Source organism: Flavobacterium sp. UBA7680 (assembly GCF_002482975.1).
Lineage (GTDB): Bacteria > Bacteroidota > Bacteroidia > Flavobacteriales > Flavobacteriaceae > Flavobacterium.
Map to the genome: position 1 here is coordinate 128,137 of NZ_DLHA01000058.1, position 18,532 is coordinate 146,668.

Sequence of the window (18,532 nt, forward strand, 5' to 3'; positions counted from 1 at the left end):
TCCATACCAACACCACCACGACCGATGATTTTGATACCTGGACAAGCGTCGATAATATCTTTACGAACTTTAGTTGCGCTGCGCACTAAAATTACGCTTACATTATTTTCATTGATAAAGTTAGCTACTTGTTCTTGAGCTACTTTTGTAGTTATAACTTCAAATCCGCCTTTTTCTAAGGCTAGAATTCCACTTTTAGAAATTCCGTCATTTGCTAATACTTTCATTGTGTGATATTTTGTTTATTTGGTTCATAGTTTAATTGTTTAATCGATGAACCAAGTATATTGGGTTTTTCTTTTTGGTACTGTAAACTGAGACTGAGAACTAAACTTTAGACTCTAAAGCTTTCATTACATCAACTAAAACCTGAACACTTTCGATAGGCATAGCGTTGTAAATTGAAGCTCTGTAACCGCCCACAGAACGGTGTCCTGGTAATCCAGAAATATTTGCAGCTTTCCATAAAGCATCAAAAGTTTCTGTATGATCTGGGTTGTTTAGTAAGAAAGTCACGTTCATTTTAGAACGATCTTCTACTGCAGCAGCACCTTTAAATAATGGGTTTCTGTCGATTTCAGCATAAAGTAAATCTGCTTTTGCGTTGTTTAATTTTTCAACAGCAGCAACTCCGCCTTTTTCTTTAATCCATTGTAAAGTTAGTAATGAAACATATACAGAAAAAACAGGAGGAGTATTGTACATACTTTCTGCTTTGATATGTTTAGCATAATCTAACATGCTAGGAATTGTTCTTCCGTTTTTACCTAAAATTTCTTCTTTAACTACAACAAGAGTAGTTCCTGCAGGTCCCATATTTTTTTGAGCTCCAGCATAAATTAAATCAAATTTAGAAAAGTCTAATTGACGAGAAAAAATATCAGAACTCATGTCGCATACAACTGGAATGTTAGTCGATGGGAATTCCTGCATTTGAGTTCCAAAGATGGTATTGTTACTTGTACAGTGAAAATAATCAGCATCGGCTGGTATTTCGTAACCTTTTGGAATATGTGTATAATTATCATCTTTTGAAGAAGCTACAACGATAGTTTCTCCAAAAAGTTTTGCTTCTTTTATAGCCGCAGTTGCCCACGTTCCTGAATCTAAATAAGCTGCTTTTCCGTTTTCTTTTAATAAGTTATAAGGAGCCATCAAGAATGCAGTACTTGCACCACCTTGTAAAAACAAAGCCTGATATCCTTTTCCTTCAAGACCTAATAATTCTAAAGCCAGCGAACGAGCTTCATCCATAACAGCAACAAAATCTTTGCTTCGGTGCGAAATTTCAAGAATAGATAATCCTGAATCATTAAAATTTAAAATTGCTTTTGATGCCTTCTCAAAAACTTCCTGAGGTAAAATACTTGGTCCTGCGCTGTAGTTGTGTTTTTTCATGGTTGTTGTTAATAGTCGAAATTTTAAAAACGCAAATTTCGGCAATAGGAGCTGAAAAAGCGATAAATAATTCGAAATAATTAAACATTTTTTTACTTTGTTGTTAACAAAAACGTTATAGTATCAACGTTATCTGCATAATCCCACAATTGCGGATTTTGGGTTTGACCAAATGCAACACTATTTTTTGTTAAATCGCTGCTTACAATGCATTGAATTTGCTCTGCATCGGTTTCCAGACGCGATTTTAAATCTTCCAGATTTTCATAATATTCATAGAAAACACTCGAAATAGGCGAGGCGTAGCTCGAATCTTCTTTTAAAGTCAAAAATCCGTTATCTAATAATTTGAAATTACTCATTAAGAAAACAGCTTTGTTGTAATCGTAATTATTTGCGTATTTCTCGTAATGAATAACGTCCTGATATTTAAAAATAGCCTGAAAAAAAGCATCAAATGAATAGCCTTTCGGAACAAAAAGTTTAGATACATTTCGGCATCCTAAACCAAAATATCTAAAAATATCTTCACCAAGAGCTTCTAATTCTTCGTGTGTTTCTTTTCCGTTTAAAACGGCAGCTGAATTTCTGTTTTTTCGGATGATCGAAGGTTTATCTTTAAAATAATATTCAAAATAACGAGCTGTATTGTTGCTTCCTGTTGCAATTACAGTATCAAAATTTTCCAGTTTTCCATCCACGAAAGTGATTTTATCTTTTAAATTTTCATCAACAGCAATTAAATACTTTGCTAAAAACGGGAGTAAATGCTGATCGTTTGAGGATGTTTTTATTAATGCTTTGTTTCCGGTGATTAAAACAGACAGAAAATCATGAAAACCAACAAGCGGAATATTTCCTGCCAAGATTAACGCAACTGTTTTTTCCTTTTTGTCATTCTGAGCAAAGTCGGAAGAATATTGAGAAATCCATTTGCTGATGTTTTCTTCTGTTAAAGCATCAGCCCAGGATTTTATTGCAAAATATACTTGTTCAGGTGTGTACCAGCCATTATGAGATTGTGATAAATGGATTAGTTTTTCGAAATCATCAAAAAAGATATCGTTATATAAAACGTCAGATTTTTTCGCAGACTGCTCTTCAGAAAACTGACTTAGAAATTTTCCTAATTCAACAAAAACACTTTTTTTTGTTTCTAATGTCATAATGTTTGTTTATGAATTGTTTTGATTGTAATTTTGCACAAAAATAAGCTATATTAAGTTAAAGGCAAAGTAGATTAAAATCTTTGGTGTTTTAAATTCAAATCCTAATAACTTTTAACACGTAACGAACAAAAAGATGGCAATAATTATAACTGACGAATGCATAAACTGTGGGGCTTGTGAACCAGAATGCCCAAATACAGCAATATATGAAGGAGCAGATGATTGGAGATATAAAGACGGTACAAGCCTAAAAGGATCTGTAATTTTACCTGACGGAACTGAAGTTGATGCTGATGATGCACAGACTCCAATTTCTGATGAAATTTATTATATCGTTCCTGGAAAATGTACAGAGTGTAAAGGGTTTCATGATGAACCTCAATGTGCAGCTGTTTGTCCTGTTGATTGTTGCGTACCAGATGATAATCACGTAGAAGATGAAGAAACCTTGTTGAACAGACAAGCGTTTTTACATGGCGAGTAAACTCCGTCAGTATATAATAAATAATTCAATAACGTTCTCTTTATTTATAGTTTATACCGGATTTATATTTCTTAAAGTAGAAAATCTTGATAACTACAATTTTTATGAAGGTAAAATAATTGGTATTCGCAATATAACATCTTCACATACTTCCGGAAGAGGAGGTGCAGTATTAATTAATAGAAATATTCCTGAAGTAGAATACTATAAAGATAATGACACAATTAGGTATGACCAAGGAGAATTGAGACTGGTAACTAATTTTGAGCTAAATGAAAAAGTAACGATTTTAGAAAATAAAGAAGACGAATACGAAAACAAGATTTACAGCCTTTTTTATTACTGGATTGATTACAATGAATTAATACTTTGTTTATTAGCTTTTTTGTTTATTTACGGATACATCAAAAACTTTATCAAATAATATAATTAAATCCCGAGTGCTAAACTTGGGATTTTTTTTGCTTTATTCTAAATCTTAAAAACTTATTGCGTTGGTTTGTAATATTTTATATTTTATCGCTTATTTTTTTAATAAAAATTTAATACTTTAGATGAAAATTCAATAAGCATATGAGGAAAATCATACTTTTATTTTTTGTTTTATTTAGTTTGACAGTTTTTTCGCAGGAAGAACAATATTCTATTGTAGTAAAAGATATAGAAACACAGCTTCCTATTGAAAATGCCACAGTTGTTATTCTAAAAACAAAACAAATATTATCCAGCAATAAAGAAGGCAAAGTTACTTTTATGCTTACCGGCGGTTCTAATGTACAGGTTTCAGAAACTAATTATGAAACTCTGACGGTACGCTGGACATCTTTAAACGGAGATCAAAAATTTATTGTTTATCTAAAAAGTAATAACAACAAACTAGATGAAATTGTTCTTTCTAAGCAGTCTCCACAAAAAGTACTTCAAAAACTTGTCGATAATTCATCAAAAAAACTGGCATCCTCTTACAGACTAAAAGTATATGTGAGAGAGTTTTTTATGTTGGATAATAAGTATTCGTACTATAATGACGGATTGGTTAATTTTCAGTTTTCGGGAAATCCTTCAACAACACTTTTGGTAGAGCAAAACAGATCTTATGGCTTGCTGGAAACAGATGTAAGCGCAGATTTAAGAGGTTATGATTTGAATAATATCATGAAAAATTATTCTGATTTTAAATATTTTGATCCGCTTTTAGATCCGAAAGCAAAAAAAGAATATGATTTTGTTATAAGAGGCCATGCTAAAAATAAGGATTATTATGTAATGTATATTACGCCTCTGGATAAAGCAAAAGAGGCTATTGATAATTTTGAGATTGTTTATGATCCTGAAAAAAAACTGATTATTGAATTTAAAATTGATGTTACGCCGCAGAATCTTGATAAAATGGTAGAGAAAACGGAGGTAAATTCTAAAAATATTACAAGGTCATTTATAAATGTTGATTACAGGTTAGACGGGGAGAATTATTATTTATTGGGTTCAAATGAAGAAATAGCTTATAATCTTATTTTAAAAGATCAGGTTAAGAAAATTCAGGTTCGTAATAGTTTTACAACCACCAATTTCAATAAACAAAATTTTACTTATAACGAAAGTGATGTTTTTAAAGAGAAATCGCTATTTAATAAAAAGAATAAAATATTGACGAATTACTGGGATATTTCAGGATTTGTTGCTACTGATGAAGAAAAGGCAATTATTGCTTCTCTAGATTTTAAATTGTAATTCATTTAAAAGATATAAAAATCCTGAACATTAATAAGTTCAGGATTTTTTTTGTGCTACAATAACATAAGTATCATAAGCATATGTTTTTCGATCTATAGTTTTGAGTATTTCAAAATTATTTAGATATAAAAAAAGCTGCATTTCATTAAGTGTAAAAACACGAACGGTTGAAAAATCATTTTCAATAACTTCTTTTTCTCCATTTATAACAGTATAATATTGAGCAGTCCATTCGAGCATAAAATTTTCTAGAGCATTATTTGTATCCCAATGACTTTCTCTTTTGTAATTAATATTTTCAAATTCGGCTTCGTGAATAATTATCGGATTTTCTTTTGTAAAAGGAATAAACCGATTGGCATCAATAAAATCGAAAATCAAAATTCCGTTTTCATTTAGATTTTTATAGATAGAATCAAAAGTTCGATTCATGTCATCGTTGGTAATTAGGTAACTTGTAGATCGTCCCGTTATTAAAATAGAATCTACAGGTTTGTCGAGTTTAAAATCCCGCATATCACCTTGAATAAAAGAACTGTTCTTATTTCGTTCTTTAGCAATTGCAATCATATCATTGCTATAATCAAGACCTTGATAGTTTTGATTGTTTGCGTTGAATCGTTTTGCGAGATTTCCGGTTCCGCTCCCAATTTCAAGGGTAGTAGAAGCCTTGTATTCCTGAATAAGGTTATTGTAAAAAGTATATTCTTCGTCATAATTGACAAAAGTTTGATACATCGCATCGTAAATTGCGGCCATTTGGCCATCATATAAATTAGCCATAATACTGAGTTTTAATTATAAAATTATAAAAAAAGGGCTGTCATAGGACAACCCTTTAAAATATTTAAACAAAGTTGAAACTTAGAACTTATAGTTTACAGATAAGTTGAACATTGTTCCTAATTGACTGAAGTGTGAACCATCATATGTCATTCTGGAATAACGCTGGTTGAAGGTAATTAAGTTAGATTGTGCTTTAACTTGCGCAGGATCTGCTAATAATGCTGCTCCGGCTTCGTTTTCAGCAACAAATTTCCATTCTGGTAAAATATTAAATAAGTTGTTTACATTTAATGCGATTGTTAATTTTTCAGTAGCATTAAAATTTACACCTAAATCAGTAACGATTTTAGCAAGGAATTGTGTTTTGAGGTTTGCTGAATCATCACGTTCTGTTTCAGTACTTCCAGGAATTCTTACTAGTTTTCCATCAGCATCTCTTACCTCATTAGATACTAGACCATCCTGATTAAAAGTAGATTCTCCGAAATAAGTATTATTAAGAGAAAAACCGAATTTTCCAATTTCATAGTTTATACCTAAAATCCATTTTGTTTTAGGTCTTGATGTAAATGTTAGTGAATTTAAAATATCACTGAATGAACTGTTGTTTTTAATACCGGAAATTCTTTTATTTTCAAAAGTGACATTTCCTGATAAATTAAAACCTAATTTACCTTCTCCTATGCCAATATTATTGTAACCTGTAACAACATCCAATCCAGAAGTTCTAGAATCAAAAGCATTAGAAAAATAGGCAACTTCACCAATAACTTCTCCTGTAGTTGGTACAACTTCATATTGTTTATCTCCCAATGTTACTCTGTCTTCTATTTTAATATTGTAGTAATCAACGGTTATGTTGAAATTTTTGAAAGGTTTTGCTCCAAAACCAACTGTAACACTTGTTGATTTTTCGGGTTGTAATTGAGAAACACCTAATTTACGAGCCTGAGGTGAAACATTGTTCACGATTCCGCTTACTTGAATTCCCTGACCTGGAACAAAAGAATATTGTGATTTTTGAGTATAAATCTGGTGTAAGGTTGGCGCTCTGAAACCTGTTGAAACAGATCCTCTTAAAGTAATTTTATCATCAAGGAATTTATATCTTGTACTGGCTTTCCAAACGGTTGCACCACCAAAATCGCTATATTCTTCATGACGAACCGTTCCGTTTATTAAAAAGTCTTTTGTAATATCAAAAGCAACATCCAAATAAACCCCTACGTTATAACGGTTCCATTTTCCTGAGTTTTCTGGTAAATTCCCGGCAAAAGAGTCTGCTCCGGCTCCATCCCAAGATGCCTGATCACCTTCCATAACCGTAAAGTATTCTGATCTGAACTCAGAACCAAATCCAATGCTGATATGATCAGATAAAATCTTAGAAATATCGATATTTCCAACAACATGATTAAAAGAAGTTCCTCCGGGTTTAAACGAAATAGGACTGTTTTCTCTATAAGTTTCATTGCCATCTGCATCAAGAATGCTGGATCTGTTTACAGAATTATTAACGGTATAGGTTTGTTTATTACCACCTACAGTTACACTTGCATCAGTGTTCCATCCGTTTGTTACATTTTTAAACCCAAGTGTACCATTATAATCACTTAAATCTCCTTCAAAAGTTGGTCCGTATCCTTCATAAGATGGATTAGCCGGATCACCGTTCCCAAATAAATCATTCAGATAAGGATCGCCTGATAAAGGTCTCCAATATGGAGTTCTGAAATTGGCAAATGAGTTTACTTTTTTGTAAACATAAGCAGCGTTGTAATACAAATTAGTATTATCACTAACAGGGCTTCCACCGTTAATTAAGAATTTTGCTGCTGCAGTTTCAGGAGAGCCATTAATGTTTCTCGCATCAGGATATTTGCTAAGAAATTGATTTACCGTTGCAACATCAGCAGGTGTTCCGCTTAAAAAGTCATTAGCTTCACCTTGAGCATCAACAGTTCCTGGTCTGTTTGCCAATTTTACTTTAGAAAAATCAATAGTGTAGTTTAGAAAACCTTTTTCGCCAACTGTTGTGCCGCTATTTAAACTTACGCCTAGCATTTCTCCATCGCCTTCAGATGTAATTCCGCTTCTTAAAGTTACTGAGCTATTGTTAATGTTTTTCTTTAAAATGATATTCATAACTCCTGCAATGGCGTCAGAACCATATTGAGCAGAAGCACCATCACGAAGAATCTCAACTCTCTCGATTGCATCTGTTGGAATTGCAGAAATATCTGCACCAGTTTCTCCACGTCCCGGAGAAGTTTGTACATAAAGTAAAGAACTTAAATTTTTACGTTTACCGTTAATAAGGATCAAAGTTCTGCTTGGTCCCAAATTTCTAATTTCGTACGGATCCAGTAATGATGTTGCATCATTTACAGGGGTTTGTACAGTATTAAAAGATGGAATTTTGTATTGCAGTGCTTTGTCAAATGTTGCTTGTCCTGTCGAAGTAAGATCTTTGGTGGACAGTACATCAATGGGCAGCGCGGTGGTAGTATTACTTCTTACGGCTGTTCTAGATCCTGTAACAACAACTTCGTCAAGATTTTGTCCTCCTTCTTCAGATAATGATACGTCAATTTGTGATGCATTTGCTAATCTGGTAACACTCGTATATCCTACATAAGTAAAAAGTAATGAAGCGCCTTCTTTTACTGTTATTTTATAAGATCCGTCAATATCCGTAGAAACACCATTGGTAGTTCCTTTTTCAATAATGTTGACACCAGGCAGTGGAGTTCCTGTATTGTCCTTTACTACACCCGAAATTTGCTTCTGTGCAAAAATGAAGACGGTGTTAAATAGAAAAAATAAAATTGCAATTTTTCTCATGTTAAATCTTGTTTGGTTAAAAAAATGGTATGTGGTTTGTTAAATATTGTGATAAAATTAGCATTATTTAACAAAATATTATTATAAAGTTTATTTTTTTTTAAGAAAAGTACTAGAAATGTATATATCGTCATTTTTTGTATAGTTAACAGCTATTAAATCTTATATTTGCAAAATTTTAGGGGCAAAATGTATCATTTTGTTAAAATAAAATTTATAAGAAAAAACATTCAGTATGTGATTTGGTTAAATGCTAAATAATTGATTTTTAATCAATAAGTCCAGTGTTTATAAGGGTCGGAATCAATAAAAAACAAATTTATCTACATATGAAAGCAGGAATTGTAGGATTACCAAATGTTGGAAAATCAACATTATTTAATTGTTTATCTAATGCAAAAGCGCAGAGTGCGAACTTTCCGTTTTGTACAATCGAACCTAATATTGGTGTTGTAAACGTTCCGGATCCGAGAATCAACAAATTAGAAGAATTAGTAAAACCAGAGCGTGTACAAATGGCAACCGTTGATATCGTAGATATTGCAGGTTTGGTAAAAGGAGCAAGTAAAGGTGAAGGTCTTGGAAATCAGTTTTTAGGAAACATTAGAGAATGTAATGCTATCATTCACGTTTTACGTTGTTTTGATAATGATAATATTGTTCACGTTGACGGAAACGTAAATCCAATTCGCGATAAAGAAACGATCGATATTGAATTGCAGTTAAAAGATTTAGAAACGGTTGAAAAACGTTTAGAGAAAGTAAATCGTGCTGCAAAAACAGGAAATAAAGAAGCGCAAACCGAAAAAGCACTTTTAGACAGAATTAGAGAAGCATTATTACAAGCTAAATCAGCTCGTACAATTACTCCTCAAGGTAATGATGAAGAAGTTTTAATGGAATCTTTTCAATTAATTACTGCAAAACCAGTTTTATATGTTTGTAATGTTGACGAAAATTCAGCTGTAAACGGAAACAAATATGTAGATCAGGTTCGTGAACTGGTAAAAGATGAAGATGCTGAAGTTATTATTCTTTCAGTAGGAGCAGAGGCTGATATCACAGAATTAGAAAGCTACGAAGAGCGTCAGGTTTTCCTTGAAGATATGGGATTAACAGAGCCAGGAGCATCAGTTTTAATTCGTGCAGCTTATAAACTATTAAAACAACAGACTTATTTCACAGCTGGTGTAAAAGAAGTTCGTGCATGGACAATCAATATTGGAGCAACTGCACCGCAAGCAGCTGGAGTTATCCACACCGACTTTGAAAAAGGTTTCATTCGTGCCGAAGTTATTTCATACGAAGATTACGTTCAATACGGTTCTGAAGCAAAAGCAAAAGAAGCTGGAAAATTTAAAGTTGAAGGAAAAGAATATGTGGTAAAAGATGGTGATGTAATGCATTTCCGTTTTAACGTTTAATTTTTTTTCTAGAGAATAGAATAAAGATTATAGAGAATAGACTAAAACTGCTGGAGAAATTCAGCAGTTTTTTTATGCTCTAAACTTGATCTTTCTATTGTCAGGCTGAGCGAAGTCGAAGCCCACGTAAGAAGCTCCATATAGTATTGCTAATCTTTGCGTGGGCTTCGACTTCGCTCAGCCTGACAAAAATGAGAATAAAAAAAATCGTTTAAATCCGCACTTTCGCGAAAGCGAATCCGTAAAATCCGTGTACCATTTTCAGGAAACAAAATTTTTGGCTCAAAAATTGGTTACAGAAAAATTACCAATTACTAATTTAAAATAACCTAATCAAAATGCTAAAAAAAACTTTCAAAATTTTAAAATGGACACTTTTCGGAATCTTTAGTTTTCTTGTCCTTTATGTAGTATCCGTTTATCTGATTTCTAAAATCACCGTTAATTCAGATGTTGCTCAGGTCGAAGAGCAAAATGCCGTTCCTATTTACATTCTCTCAAATGGCGTTCATACAGATATTGTCGTTCCTATAAAAAATGAAATCAAAGACTGGCGTAACGAAATTCAGTTTAACCAAACCCAATCAAAAGATTCGTTAATGAATTATATCGCTTTTGGCTGGGGTGATAAAGGCTTTTATTTAGATACGCCGGAGTGGTCAGATTTAAAAGCAAGTACAGCTTGTAAAGCTGCATTCGGAATCAGTTCATCGGCAATGCATACTACATTTTTCAAACAATTACGAGAAGGCGAAGATTGCAAACGCATTTTGATTTCAAAAGAAAACTATCAAAGTCTGGTAAATTATATTTCAGATAGTTTCAGTAATCCAACTCATCCGGAATGGATTGAAGGCCACAGTTACGGAAAAAAAGATGCTTTTTATGAAGCAAAAGGAAGTTATAGTCTTTTTTATACCTGTAATACTTGGGCAAATAACGCTTTAAAAGCGGCAAACCAAAAAGCAAGTTTGTGGACTGTTTATGATAAAGGGATTTTTTGTCATTATAAATAATATATAGTCCTTACGGGACAATTGCTGTACGTTAGTTTTTTTGGTTACCGATATTAAATCTCTACGAGATTATTCTGTTAGCAATAAATAGGCATTTATGCATAACAGGAAATTCCGTTAGGAATTAAATATCGGTAGCCAATTTTTTTTATACATGCGTAAAATATTCCGTTAGGAATATATGGTTGGTAGAAAAATATATGGTCGGTAGATGGAAAAAATGTAAAATTCCATTAAAAATCAAGAATCCAAAATTTTTCATTATTGCGTAAATTTGAGAGAATATCTAAAAATCAGTAAATGAAAATCAAAAATATATTCTCCAAAACATGGTTTCTACTAAAAAATACCTTTTTAGAGTTTAACGATGATAATGCCATTAAGCTTAGTGCGGCACTTGCATACTATACCATATTTGCATTGCCGCCTTTATTGATTATTATCATTACAATTTGTGGTTTCTTTTTTGGAGAGGAAGCCGTAACAGGAGAATTGTACGGACAAATTAATGGTTTGGTAGGTAACGGCGCAGCAAGTCAAATTCAGGAAGCTATTAAAAACGTACAATTATCTGGCGATAATGTTTTTGCAACCGTATTTGGAATCATAATGCTATTAATTGGAGCGTCAGGAGTTTTTGCCGAAATACAAAGTTCTATTAATTTTATTTGGGGATTACGTGCGAAACCAGATAAAGGAATTAAGAAATTTATTCAAAACCGCTTAATGTCATTCTCAATGATTGCCTCAGTAGGTTTTTTAATGCTGGTCAGTCTTTTTATAAGTACAACTTTAGACTTACTTAGTTCACGTTTAAAAGTTTATTTTCCAGAGAGCACAGTTTATTTATTTTATATAGTTAATATAGTTATTGTACTGGCAAGTATTACCACTCTTTTTGCTATTATTTTTAGAACATTGCCAGACGGAAAAATCAAGTGGAAAGATGCTTTTATAGGATCAGGAGTTACGGCTATACTTTTTATGATTGGTAAATTTGCCATCGGTTTTTATTTAGGAAGCTCAACAGTAGCCTCTGTTTATGGTGCTGCCGGATCTGTGATAATTATTTTAGTTTGGGTTTATTATTCGGCAATTATTCTGTATTTTGGAGCAGAATTTACCAAAGTATATGCAAAATCTTACGGAGGTAAAATTTATCCAAATGAGTACTCGGTAGAAATAGCAAAAGAAATTTACGAAATCGACGAACCAAAAAAAGAACCAATAGAAGAAAAATTACAAAAAGAAAAACCATGAAAATTATCGCCTTTGGAGGAAGTAACAGTCAGCATTCGATCAATAAAAAATTAGCTACTTACGCAGCAGGTTTATTCGAAAATGCCGATGTCGAAGTTTTAGATTTAAACGATTACGCAATGCCATTATTTAGTGTTGATCTTGAAAAAGAAGTAGGGCAGCACGAACTTGCAAAAGCATTTCTAGCTAAACTTGCCAGCGCAGATATTTTAGTCGTTTCTCTTGCCGAGAATAACAATAATTATTCTTCAGCATTCAAAAATTTATTCGATTGGAGTTCCAGGATTACGAAAGAAGTTTTTCAGCAAAAACCAATGTTATTACTAGCAACTTCGCCTGGATCAAGAGGAGGCGCTTCCGTTTTAGAAATTGCGCGAAATGCTTTGCCAAGATATGGAGCTGAAATTAAAGGAACTTTTTCATTACCAACATTTGGCGCGAATTTTGATTTACAAGAAAATAAAATTTCTAACGTTGAGTTAGATAAAGAACTCAAAGATATTATCAAATTAAATTTTTAAATGCCACAAAAAAAAATTGCTTTTATATTCCTTTTGTTGAATATGATTTTCACTTTTTCAACATTTGCACAGAAATATAATGAAGTTGATAAAATCGTATTAAAATATCCTAAAAATTTTAATACGACAGAAAAATTAGCAGAACGAATTCAGGAAGATTTTAAATCCGATGGTGATAAAGCACGAGCTATTTATAGCTGGATTGCTTTCAATATCAAGTACGATTACAATGCTTTTTTGAATCCGCCTAGAACGCATGGATTTAGTTATTCTACCGAAGCAGAAAAACAACGCAAAATCAAAGAACTGAATGATAGATTATGGCAAAAAGCCTTTAGTTCTAAGAAAGCTGTCTGTGAAGGATTTACTGCTTTGTATCAGCATTTAGCCGAACTAACAGGATTAAAATCTGAAATAATCAGAGGAGATTCTAAAATTTCATTAAGAGATATCGGCCGAAAAACGACCTCTTCAAATCACGCATGGAATATTGTTTTAATTGACAGAAAATGGCGTTTGATTGATGTGACTTGGGGACAGGGTTATTTTGATAATAGCAAAGGCAGAATGGTCAATGATTTTTCATCGGTTTACTTTGATACAGATCCTGATTATTTCTTCGCTAAACATTTTCCTGATTCAGGTTCTTATTTGGGAGATAAATTAGATAAAGATGCTTTTCTTAACGGACCTTTAATTTACAACAAAACAATTGAAAACGATTTTAAAATTAAATCTCCAGATACAGGAATTATCGAAGCTAAATATGGAGATAAAATTGATGTTGAAATTAAAAATGTAAAAAAGTCAGATCAGGTTCTTTATTTAAATAAAAGGAATCAGCCCGTTTTGATTAAAAACGCAAAAGAAAAAAGAGGCGGTTTAGAATTTCAAATTCCCTACGACAATAATATTGGCGAATACATTACAATTTTTGTAGATACAAATAGTATTTTGTCTTTTAAAGTTGTTCCAAAATAAAGAAAAATCAACTAATTTATTTCAATCTACATCTTAAATAATGGCAATTAAAAAAAGATTCTTTGTATTCTTCTTTTGGAGTATCACTTTAATAAATTCAGCCTATTCTCAAAAATATAATGCTATTGACAGTATTGTATTAAAATATCCCAATTTTGGAAGCGTAGAAAAACTGGCAGAAAGAATCCAGAAAGATTTTGCCTCAGAACGTGATAAAGCTAGGGCAATTTACAGCTGGGTGACTTTAAATATAAATTATGATGCAAAAAAGTTTTTTAGTCCTTCAGATACAAAAACGTTTTCTTCTAAAGATGGATCTCAGATTGATAAACAAATGGAGTATTATCGCGATAATCAAATAAAGAAAACGTTTAGAAGTAAAAAAGGTGTATGTGAAGATTTTTCGAATTTATATGAACAAATCGGTGCATTGTGTGGATTGAAAGTAAAGGTAATCAGTGGAGATGCTAAAGTAGACTTAAATGATATTGGTAGAAAAAGATTGTATTCTAATCATGCCTGGAATATGGTAGAAATTGATGGAAAATGGACTTTGGTTGATGTTACATGGGGAGAGGGTTATCTTGATTATAAAACAAAAACTGCGGTTAAAGAGTTTACACCAATATATTTTGATATGGATCCGAAATATTTTTATGCGAAACATTTCCCAGAATCTGAAAATAAAGATTTTAAAATAGATGAAAAATCGTATTTGAATGGAGCATTGATTTATGATGAAATGATAGAAAAAAAATGTGAGATTTTTTTGCCACAATCAGGTATTATTACTGCAAATGAAGGAGATAAGATATTGTTTAAAATTAAAAATTTGTCCGAATTTAATGACTTACACTGTTTTAATAATGATGATGAAAATCTTGAGATGTTAAATTTAAAAGAACAAGAGAATATATTAGAATTTGAGATTTTATGTAAAAAGAAAATGGGACAATTTATTACACTTTACCGATCTCAAAATGCTCTTGCTTCTTTTAAAATAATAATAAAGTAGAGAAAGTTAAGTTAATCTTGATTTATATCATTTTCTTCTTTTCCTGAATTGCCGTATCTTAGCAATTCAGGAATTGAATTAATGCGATATGGAGACAACTTTTTTGAAATCGATCTTAGACAATGATTTCTATAAATTTACAATGCAGCATGCTGTAATAAGGCTTTTTCCAAAGGCAAAGGTTCGATACGGATTTATAAACCGTGGAAAACATAAATTTCCGGCTGGTTTTGCAGATTTACTTCGTCGTTCTGTAGATGCATTGGCAGATCTTCGTTTAACCAAAGAAGAAAAAAATTATCTGTCGCATTACTGCCCTTATCTTGATCCAACTTATTTAGATTTTCTGCAAGGATATAGTTTTGATCCATCAGAAGTGCAGATTAGTCAGGAAGGATCAGAAATTAAAGTTACAGTTGAAGGTTTTTGGTATCGGACTATTTTATGGGAAGTTCCATTAATGGCTCTGATTTCCGAACTTTTTTATAAATCAAATCATTTAATTCGCTTGAATGACGAAGCCATTAAAAACCTCACAAAAGATAAAATAGACAATTACAATAAACTAGGCGTTTCTATTTTAGAATTCGGTACAAGACGACGCCATTCTTATGATGTTCATAATTTGGTAAACGAAACTTTACGAACTTTTGGAGGGCAAAGTTTTATAGGAACCAGCAATGTACATTTTGCAATGGTCAATAATAAACGCCCGTTAGGTACACATGCACACGAATGGTTTATGTTTCATGCTGCGCAATACGGCTTTAAAATGGCCAATTCCATAAGTCTAGAACATTGGACACAAGTTTACGGCGGTGATCTCGGAATTGCCTTAACAGACACTTACACTACAGAAATATTTTTCAATCAATTTGATAAAAAATATTCCAAACTTTTTGACGGCGTTCGACATGACAGCGGCGACCCAATTGAATTTGCTAAAAAAGTAATTGGACATTATACTAAAATGGGAATTGATCCAAAATCAAAAGCCATTGTTTTTTCAGATTCCTTAAATTTTGAAAAAGTAAAAACGATAGTTGACTTCTGTCAGGACAAAATCAAAATGTCATTCGGAATAGGAACAAATTTCACTAACGATGTTGGGCTTCCTGCCATGAATATGGTGATAAAATTAACCGATACAAAACCTGATAATACGCATTGGCAGGGAGTAGTCAAACTTTCTGACGAAAAAAACAAAAATACGGGAACGCCCGAAATGATTGCGTTGGCAAAAGAAGTGCTCGGAATCAAATAGTATTTTTTTGTTTCATAGCTGATTTTTTATATTTTTAACGGTCGTATTTTTTTAAAATCAATTTAAATAGATTTAAAAGCTGTTATTATTCGTAACAAAAAAGAAATACGCTTTCATTTTTTGCCGATAAATGGTACATTAGCCAAAAATCCAATTCACCTTATGCTAGAGCAAAATCAATATACCGAAGATAATATTCGATCACTCGATTGGAAAGAACATATCCGTATGCGTCCCGGAATGTATATCGGGAAGTTGGGAGACGGATCTTCGCCGGATGATGGTATTTATATTCTTTTAAAAGAGGTTTTAGATAACTGTATCGATGAGTTCGTAATGGGCTCAGGAAAAACTATTGAGGTAACGATAAAAGATAAAACGGTTTCGGTTCGTGATTACGGACGTGGAATTCCGTTAGGAAAAGTGGTCGATGTAGTTTCGAAAATGAATACAGGTGGAAAGTATGATTCTAAAGCTTTCCAGAAATCAGTTGGTTTGAATGGTGTCGGAACAAAAGCGGTAAATGCACTTTCAAATTATTTTCGTGTAGAATCTGTTCGTGATGATAAACAAAAAGGAGCAGAGTTTTCTGCCGGAAATTTAGTTCTTGAAGAAGATATAATCGAAACCACAAAACGTAAAGGAACCAAAGTAACTTTTACGCCAGATGAAACAATTTTTAAAAACTATAAATTTCGTTTAGAATACGTAATCAAAATGGTCAAAAACTATTGTTACTTAAACAATGGTTTGACTATTATTTTCAACGGAGAAAAATATTATTCAGAAAACGGACTTCGCGATTTATTAGAAGAAACAATCAGTGAAGATGATTTAGAATATCCAATTATCCACTTAAAAGATCATGATATTGAAGTTGCGTTAACACACAGTAAAACGCAATACAGCGAAGAATATCACTCTTTTGTCAATGGTCAGAATACAACACAGGGAGGAACGCACTTAGCGGCTTATCGTGAAGCCGTTGTAAAAACGATTCGTGAGTTTTACAATAAGAATTTCGAAGCATCAGATGTTCGAAAATCGATTGTGAGTGCAATTAGTATTAAAGTTATGGAACCGGTTTTTGAGTCTCAGACCAAAACCAAATTAGGTTCTACAGATATGGGTTCTGATGATGGAACGCCAGCAGTTTCTGTTCGTACTTTCGTAAACGATTTTATCAAAACCAAATTAGATAATTACCTGCATAAAAATCCGCCGACTGCTGAAGCTTTGTTACGCAAAATTCTTCAGGCAGAACGCGAAAGAAAAGAATTGTCAGGAATTAGAAAACTGGCGACAGATCGTGCTAAAAAAGCCAATCTTCACAATAAAAAATTAAGAGACTGCCGTGCGCATCTTCCAGATACTAAAAACCCAAGAAACTTAGAAAGTACGCTTTTTATTACCGAGGGAGATTCGGCTTCCGGATCGATTACAAAGTCGCGTGACGTGAATACCCAAGCGGTTTTCAGTTTGCGTGGTAAACCTTTGAATTCATACGGAATGACGAAGAAAATTGTGTATGAAAACGAAGAATTCAATTTACTGCAAGCTGCATTAGATATCGAAGACGGTTTAGAAAAACTACGTTACAACAACATCGTAATCGCAACCGATGCCGATGTCGATGGAATGCACATTCGTTTGCTTCTAATTACTTTCTTTTTGCAGTTTTTCCCAGAATTAATTAAAGAAGGGCATTTGTATATCTTGCAAACACCACTTTTCAGGGTTCGAAACAAAAAAGAAACAATTTATTGTTATTCTGAAGAAGAAAGAAAAGACGCAATCGAGAAACTAAAACCAAAACCAGAAATCACCCGATTTAAAGGTTTGGGAGAGATTTCTCCAGACGAGTTTAAGAATTTCATTGGAGATACAATCCGCCTTGATCCGGTTATGATGGATAAACATACTTCGATTGAGCAGTTATTATCTTTCTACATGGGAAAAAATACGCCAGACAGACAAGAGTTTATTATCAAGAATTTGAAAGTGGAGATTGATGAACTTGAGGAAGTTTAAAAAATTTTTAGCTTTATCAATTATTCTAGGGATGGTTTCCTGCAATAAAAATAAAGGTTTTGAAGGAGAAAGAGAACAGGACTATTCAGATGCTTTTGATCTTGAAAAAGAAGCAATTAAAAAGATAGAAATATTTTCTTATCCAGATCGATTATCCTGGGACACATTAAGACATAGAGAAGAAATTATTCGAAATAATAAGATTGATTTCGATACTTCGATGATTAATGAAAAAGTTACATTGTTGAAAGAAACTCAAATAAAAGAATTATTTGATTTGATTAAAATTCATTGTAAAGTTGAAGGCGATGTTGCTCCTTATTCAAGCTGTTATATGCCAAGAAATTTAATGCTTTTTTACAATAATAAAAATAGGATTATAGGACATATGGAACTTTGTTTTGAATGTGGAACTTCTGAATCGTCTAATAATCTCAGAGAAAATTGGGATTATTGCAAAGATGATGTAAAAGACTTTTTCAAAAAAGCAGGAATTAAATATTTTGTGGATACAGAAGAAAAGGAAGAAAAAGAAAGATTGTTTTTGGATAGTTTGAAAACAACTAAAATAGTTAACAATAAAGTTTTAAAATAAAATACTGAAA

The 18,532-nt window shown here is 32.4% G+C and carries 16 protein-coding genes and 1 pseudogene; 12 read left to right on the top strand and 5 right to left on the bottom strand.

Features of this window, described 5'->3' with window-relative positions; translation table 11 throughout:
• The 3 genes and pseudogenes from B3C18_RS24190 to B3C18_RS24200 all read right to left on the bottom strand — a co-directional run.
• Positions 1-227 (bottom strand): annotated as a pseudogene (locus tag B3C18_RS24190) (3-phosphoglycerate dehydrogenase); the annotation flags it as partial.
• Between the two features lie 100 nt (positions 228-327).
• Positions 328-1,398, bottom strand: coding sequence for a 3-phosphoserine/phosphohydroxythreonine transaminase (serC, locus tag B3C18_RS24195; RefSeq protein ID WP_291152898.1), 1,071 nt, complete (start codon positions 1,396-1,398; stop codon positions 328-330).
• Between the two features lie 92 nt (positions 1,399-1,490).
• On the bottom strand, positions 1,491-2,564 hold the full coding sequence (locus tag B3C18_RS24200) for an acyl-CoA reductase (protein WP_291152901.1): 1,074 nt from the start codon (positions 2,562-2,564) through the stop codon (positions 1,491-1,493).
• A gap of 136 nt (positions 2,565-2,700) precedes the next feature.
• Between B3C18_RS24200 and B3C18_RS24205 the strand changes: the two genes are divergently transcribed.
• The 3 genes from B3C18_RS24205 to B3C18_RS24215 all read left to right on the top strand — a co-directional run bounded on the left by B3C18_RS24205 (position 2,701) and on the right by B3C18_RS24215 (position 4,782).
• Entirely contained in the window at positions 2,701-3,051 is a 351-nt protein-coding gene (locus tag B3C18_RS24205) for a 4Fe-4S dicluster domain-containing protein (protein WP_291152905.1), read from the top strand.
• Positions 3,041-3,475 (top strand): hypothetical protein, encoded by a 435-nt coding sequence (locus B3C18_RS24210; RefSeq protein WP_291152907.1) that lies wholly within the window; start codon positions 3,041-3,043, stop codon positions 3,473-3,475. The genes B3C18_RS24205 and B3C18_RS24210 overlap by 11 nt, the downstream gene beginning before the upstream one ends.
• A 149-nt stretch (positions 3,476-3,624) precedes the next feature.
• On the top strand, positions 3,625-4,782 hold the full coding sequence (locus B3C18_RS24215; protein WP_291152910.1) for a hypothetical protein: 1,158 nt from the start codon (positions 3,625-3,627) through the stop codon (positions 4,780-4,782).
• Between the two features lie 39 nt (positions 4,783-4,821).
• On the opposite strand, the gene B3C18_RS24220 is transcribed toward B3C18_RS24215, so the two are convergent.
• Complete coding sequence (locus B3C18_RS24220; RefSeq protein ID WP_291152913.1) at positions 4,822-5,568, bottom strand: class I SAM-dependent DNA methyltransferase; 747 nt, start codon at positions 5,566-5,568, stop codon at positions 4,822-4,824.
• Between the two features lie 81 nt (positions 5,569-5,649).
• Positions 5,650-8,415, bottom strand: coding sequence for a TonB-dependent receptor (locus B3C18_RS24225; RefSeq protein WP_291152915.1), 2,766 nt, complete (start codon positions 8,413-8,415; stop codon positions 5,650-5,652).
• Between the two features lie 329 nt (positions 8,416-8,744).
• Here B3C18_RS24225 and ychF point away from each other — a divergent pair, with 329 nt between their 5' ends.
• From ychF to B3C18_RS24270, 9 genes are all read left to right on the top strand, one after another.
• Positions 8,745-9,839 carry a redox-regulated ATPase YchF gene (gene ychF / locus B3C18_RS24230; protein ID WP_053473683.1) on the top strand — a complete coding sequence of 365 codons (1,095 nt, stop codon included), beginning with the start codon at positions 8,745-8,747 and terminating at the stop codon, positions 9,837-9,839.
• A 338-nt stretch (positions 9,840-10,177) separates the two neighbouring features.
• Positions 10,178-10,855 carry a TIGR02117 family protein gene (locus B3C18_RS24235; protein WP_291152924.1) on the top strand — a complete coding sequence of 226 codons (678 nt, stop codon included), beginning with the start codon at positions 10,178-10,180 and terminating at the stop codon, positions 10,853-10,855.
• 300 nt (positions 10,856-11,155) lie between these two features.
• The gene (locus tag B3C18_RS24240) at positions 11,156-12,115 is read left to right on the top strand and encodes a YihY/virulence factor BrkB family protein (RefSeq protein ID WP_291152926.1); all 960 of its coding nucleotides are present in this window, start codon (positions 11,156-11,158) and stop codon (positions 12,113-12,115) included.
• The gene (locus tag B3C18_RS24245; RefSeq protein ID WP_053473680.1) at positions 12,112-12,636 is read left to right on the top strand and encodes an NADPH-dependent FMN reductase; all 525 of its coding nucleotides are present in this window, start codon (positions 12,112-12,114) and stop codon (positions 12,634-12,636) included. Before B3C18_RS24240 ends, B3C18_RS24245 begins: the two co-directional genes overlap by 4 nt.
• Positions 12,637-13,617: a transglutaminase domain-containing protein gene (locus tag B3C18_RS24250; protein WP_291152930.1), complete on the top strand. Its 981-nt coding sequence runs from the start codon at positions 12,637-12,639 to the stop codon at positions 13,615-13,617.
• Positions 13,618-13,657: 40 nt separating this feature from the next.
• On the top strand, positions 13,658-14,632 hold the full coding sequence (locus B3C18_RS24255) for a transglutaminase domain-containing protein (protein ID WP_291152933.1): 975 nt from the start codon (positions 13,658-13,660) through the stop codon (positions 14,630-14,632).
• Between the two features lie 88 nt (positions 14,633-14,720).
• Positions 14,721-15,896, top strand: coding sequence for a nicotinate phosphoribosyltransferase (gene pncB / locus B3C18_RS24260; RefSeq protein ID WP_291152935.1), 1,176 nt, complete (start codon positions 14,721-14,723; stop codon positions 15,894-15,896).
• Between the two features lie 162 nt (positions 15,897-16,058).
• Entirely contained in the window at positions 16,059-17,927 is a 1,869-nt protein-coding gene (locus tag B3C18_RS24265; RefSeq protein WP_291152937.1) for a DNA topoisomerase IV subunit B, read from the top strand.
• Complete coding sequence (locus B3C18_RS24270) at positions 17,908-18,522, top strand: hypothetical protein (RefSeq protein ID WP_291152939.1); 615 nt, start codon at positions 17,908-17,910, stop codon at positions 18,520-18,522. The genes B3C18_RS24265 and B3C18_RS24270 overlap by 20 nt, the downstream gene beginning before the upstream one ends.
• Positions 18,523-18,532: the final 10 nt, after the last annotated feature.

What these genes read in the sequence shown, in the direction of transcription:
- serC (WP_291152898.1), bottom strand. Translation starts at nt 1,398, where the DNA reads ATGAAAAAACACAACTACAGCGCAGGACCAAGTATTTTACCTCAGGAA.
- B3C18_RS24200 (WP_291152901.1), bottom strand. Translation starts at nt 2,564, where the DNA reads ATGACATTAGAAACAAAAAAAAGTGTTTTTGTTGAATTAGGAAAATTT.
- B3C18_RS24205 (WP_291152905.1), top strand. Translation starts at nt 2,701, where the DNA reads ATGGCAATAATTATAACTGACGAATGCATAAACTGTGGGGCTTGTGAA.
- B3C18_RS24210 (WP_291152907.1), top strand. Translation starts at nt 3,041, where the DNA reads ATGGCGAGTAAACTCCGTCAGTATATAATAAATAATTCAATAACGTTC.
- B3C18_RS24215 (WP_291152910.1), top strand. Translation starts at nt 3,625, where the DNA reads ATGAGGAAAATCATACTTTTATTTTTTGTTTTATTTAGTTTGACAGTT.
- B3C18_RS24220 (WP_291152913.1), bottom strand. Translation starts at nt 5,568, where the DNA reads ATGGCTAATTTATATGATGGCCAAATGGCCGCAATTTACGATGCGATG.
- B3C18_RS24225 (WP_291152915.1), bottom strand. Translation starts at nt 8,415, where the DNA reads ATGAGAAAAATTGCAATTTTATTTTTTCTATTTAACACCGTCTTCATT.
- ychF (WP_053473683.1), top strand. Translation starts at nt 8,745, where the DNA reads ATGAAAGCAGGAATTGTAGGATTACCAAATGTTGGAAAATCAACATTA.
- B3C18_RS24235 (WP_291152924.1), top strand. Translation starts at nt 10,178, where the DNA reads ATGCTAAAAAAAACTTTCAAAATTTTAAAATGGACACTTTTCGGAATC.
- B3C18_RS24240 (WP_291152926.1), top strand. Translation starts at nt 11,156, where the DNA reads ATGAAAATCAAAAATATATTCTCCAAAACATGGTTTCTACTAAAAAAT.
- B3C18_RS24245 (WP_053473680.1), top strand. Translation starts at nt 12,112, where the DNA reads ATGAAAATTATCGCCTTTGGAGGAAGTAACAGTCAGCATTCGATCAAT.
- B3C18_RS24250 (WP_291152930.1), top strand. Translation starts at nt 12,637, where the DNA reads ATGCCACAAAAAAAAATTGCTTTTATATTCCTTTTGTTGAATATGATT.
- B3C18_RS24255 (WP_291152933.1), top strand. Translation starts at nt 13,658, where the DNA reads ATGGCAATTAAAAAAAGATTCTTTGTATTCTTCTTTTGGAGTATCACT.
- pncB (WP_291152935.1), top strand. Translation starts at nt 14,721, where the DNA reads ATGGAGACAACTTTTTTGAAATCGATCTTAGACAATGATTTCTATAAA.
- B3C18_RS24265 (WP_291152937.1), top strand. Translation starts at nt 16,059, where the DNA reads ATGCTAGAGCAAAATCAATATACCGAAGATAATATTCGATCACTCGAT.
- B3C18_RS24270 (WP_291152939.1), top strand. Translation starts at nt 17,908, where the DNA reads ATGAACTTGAGGAAGTTTAAAAAATTTTTAGCTTTATCAATTATTCTA.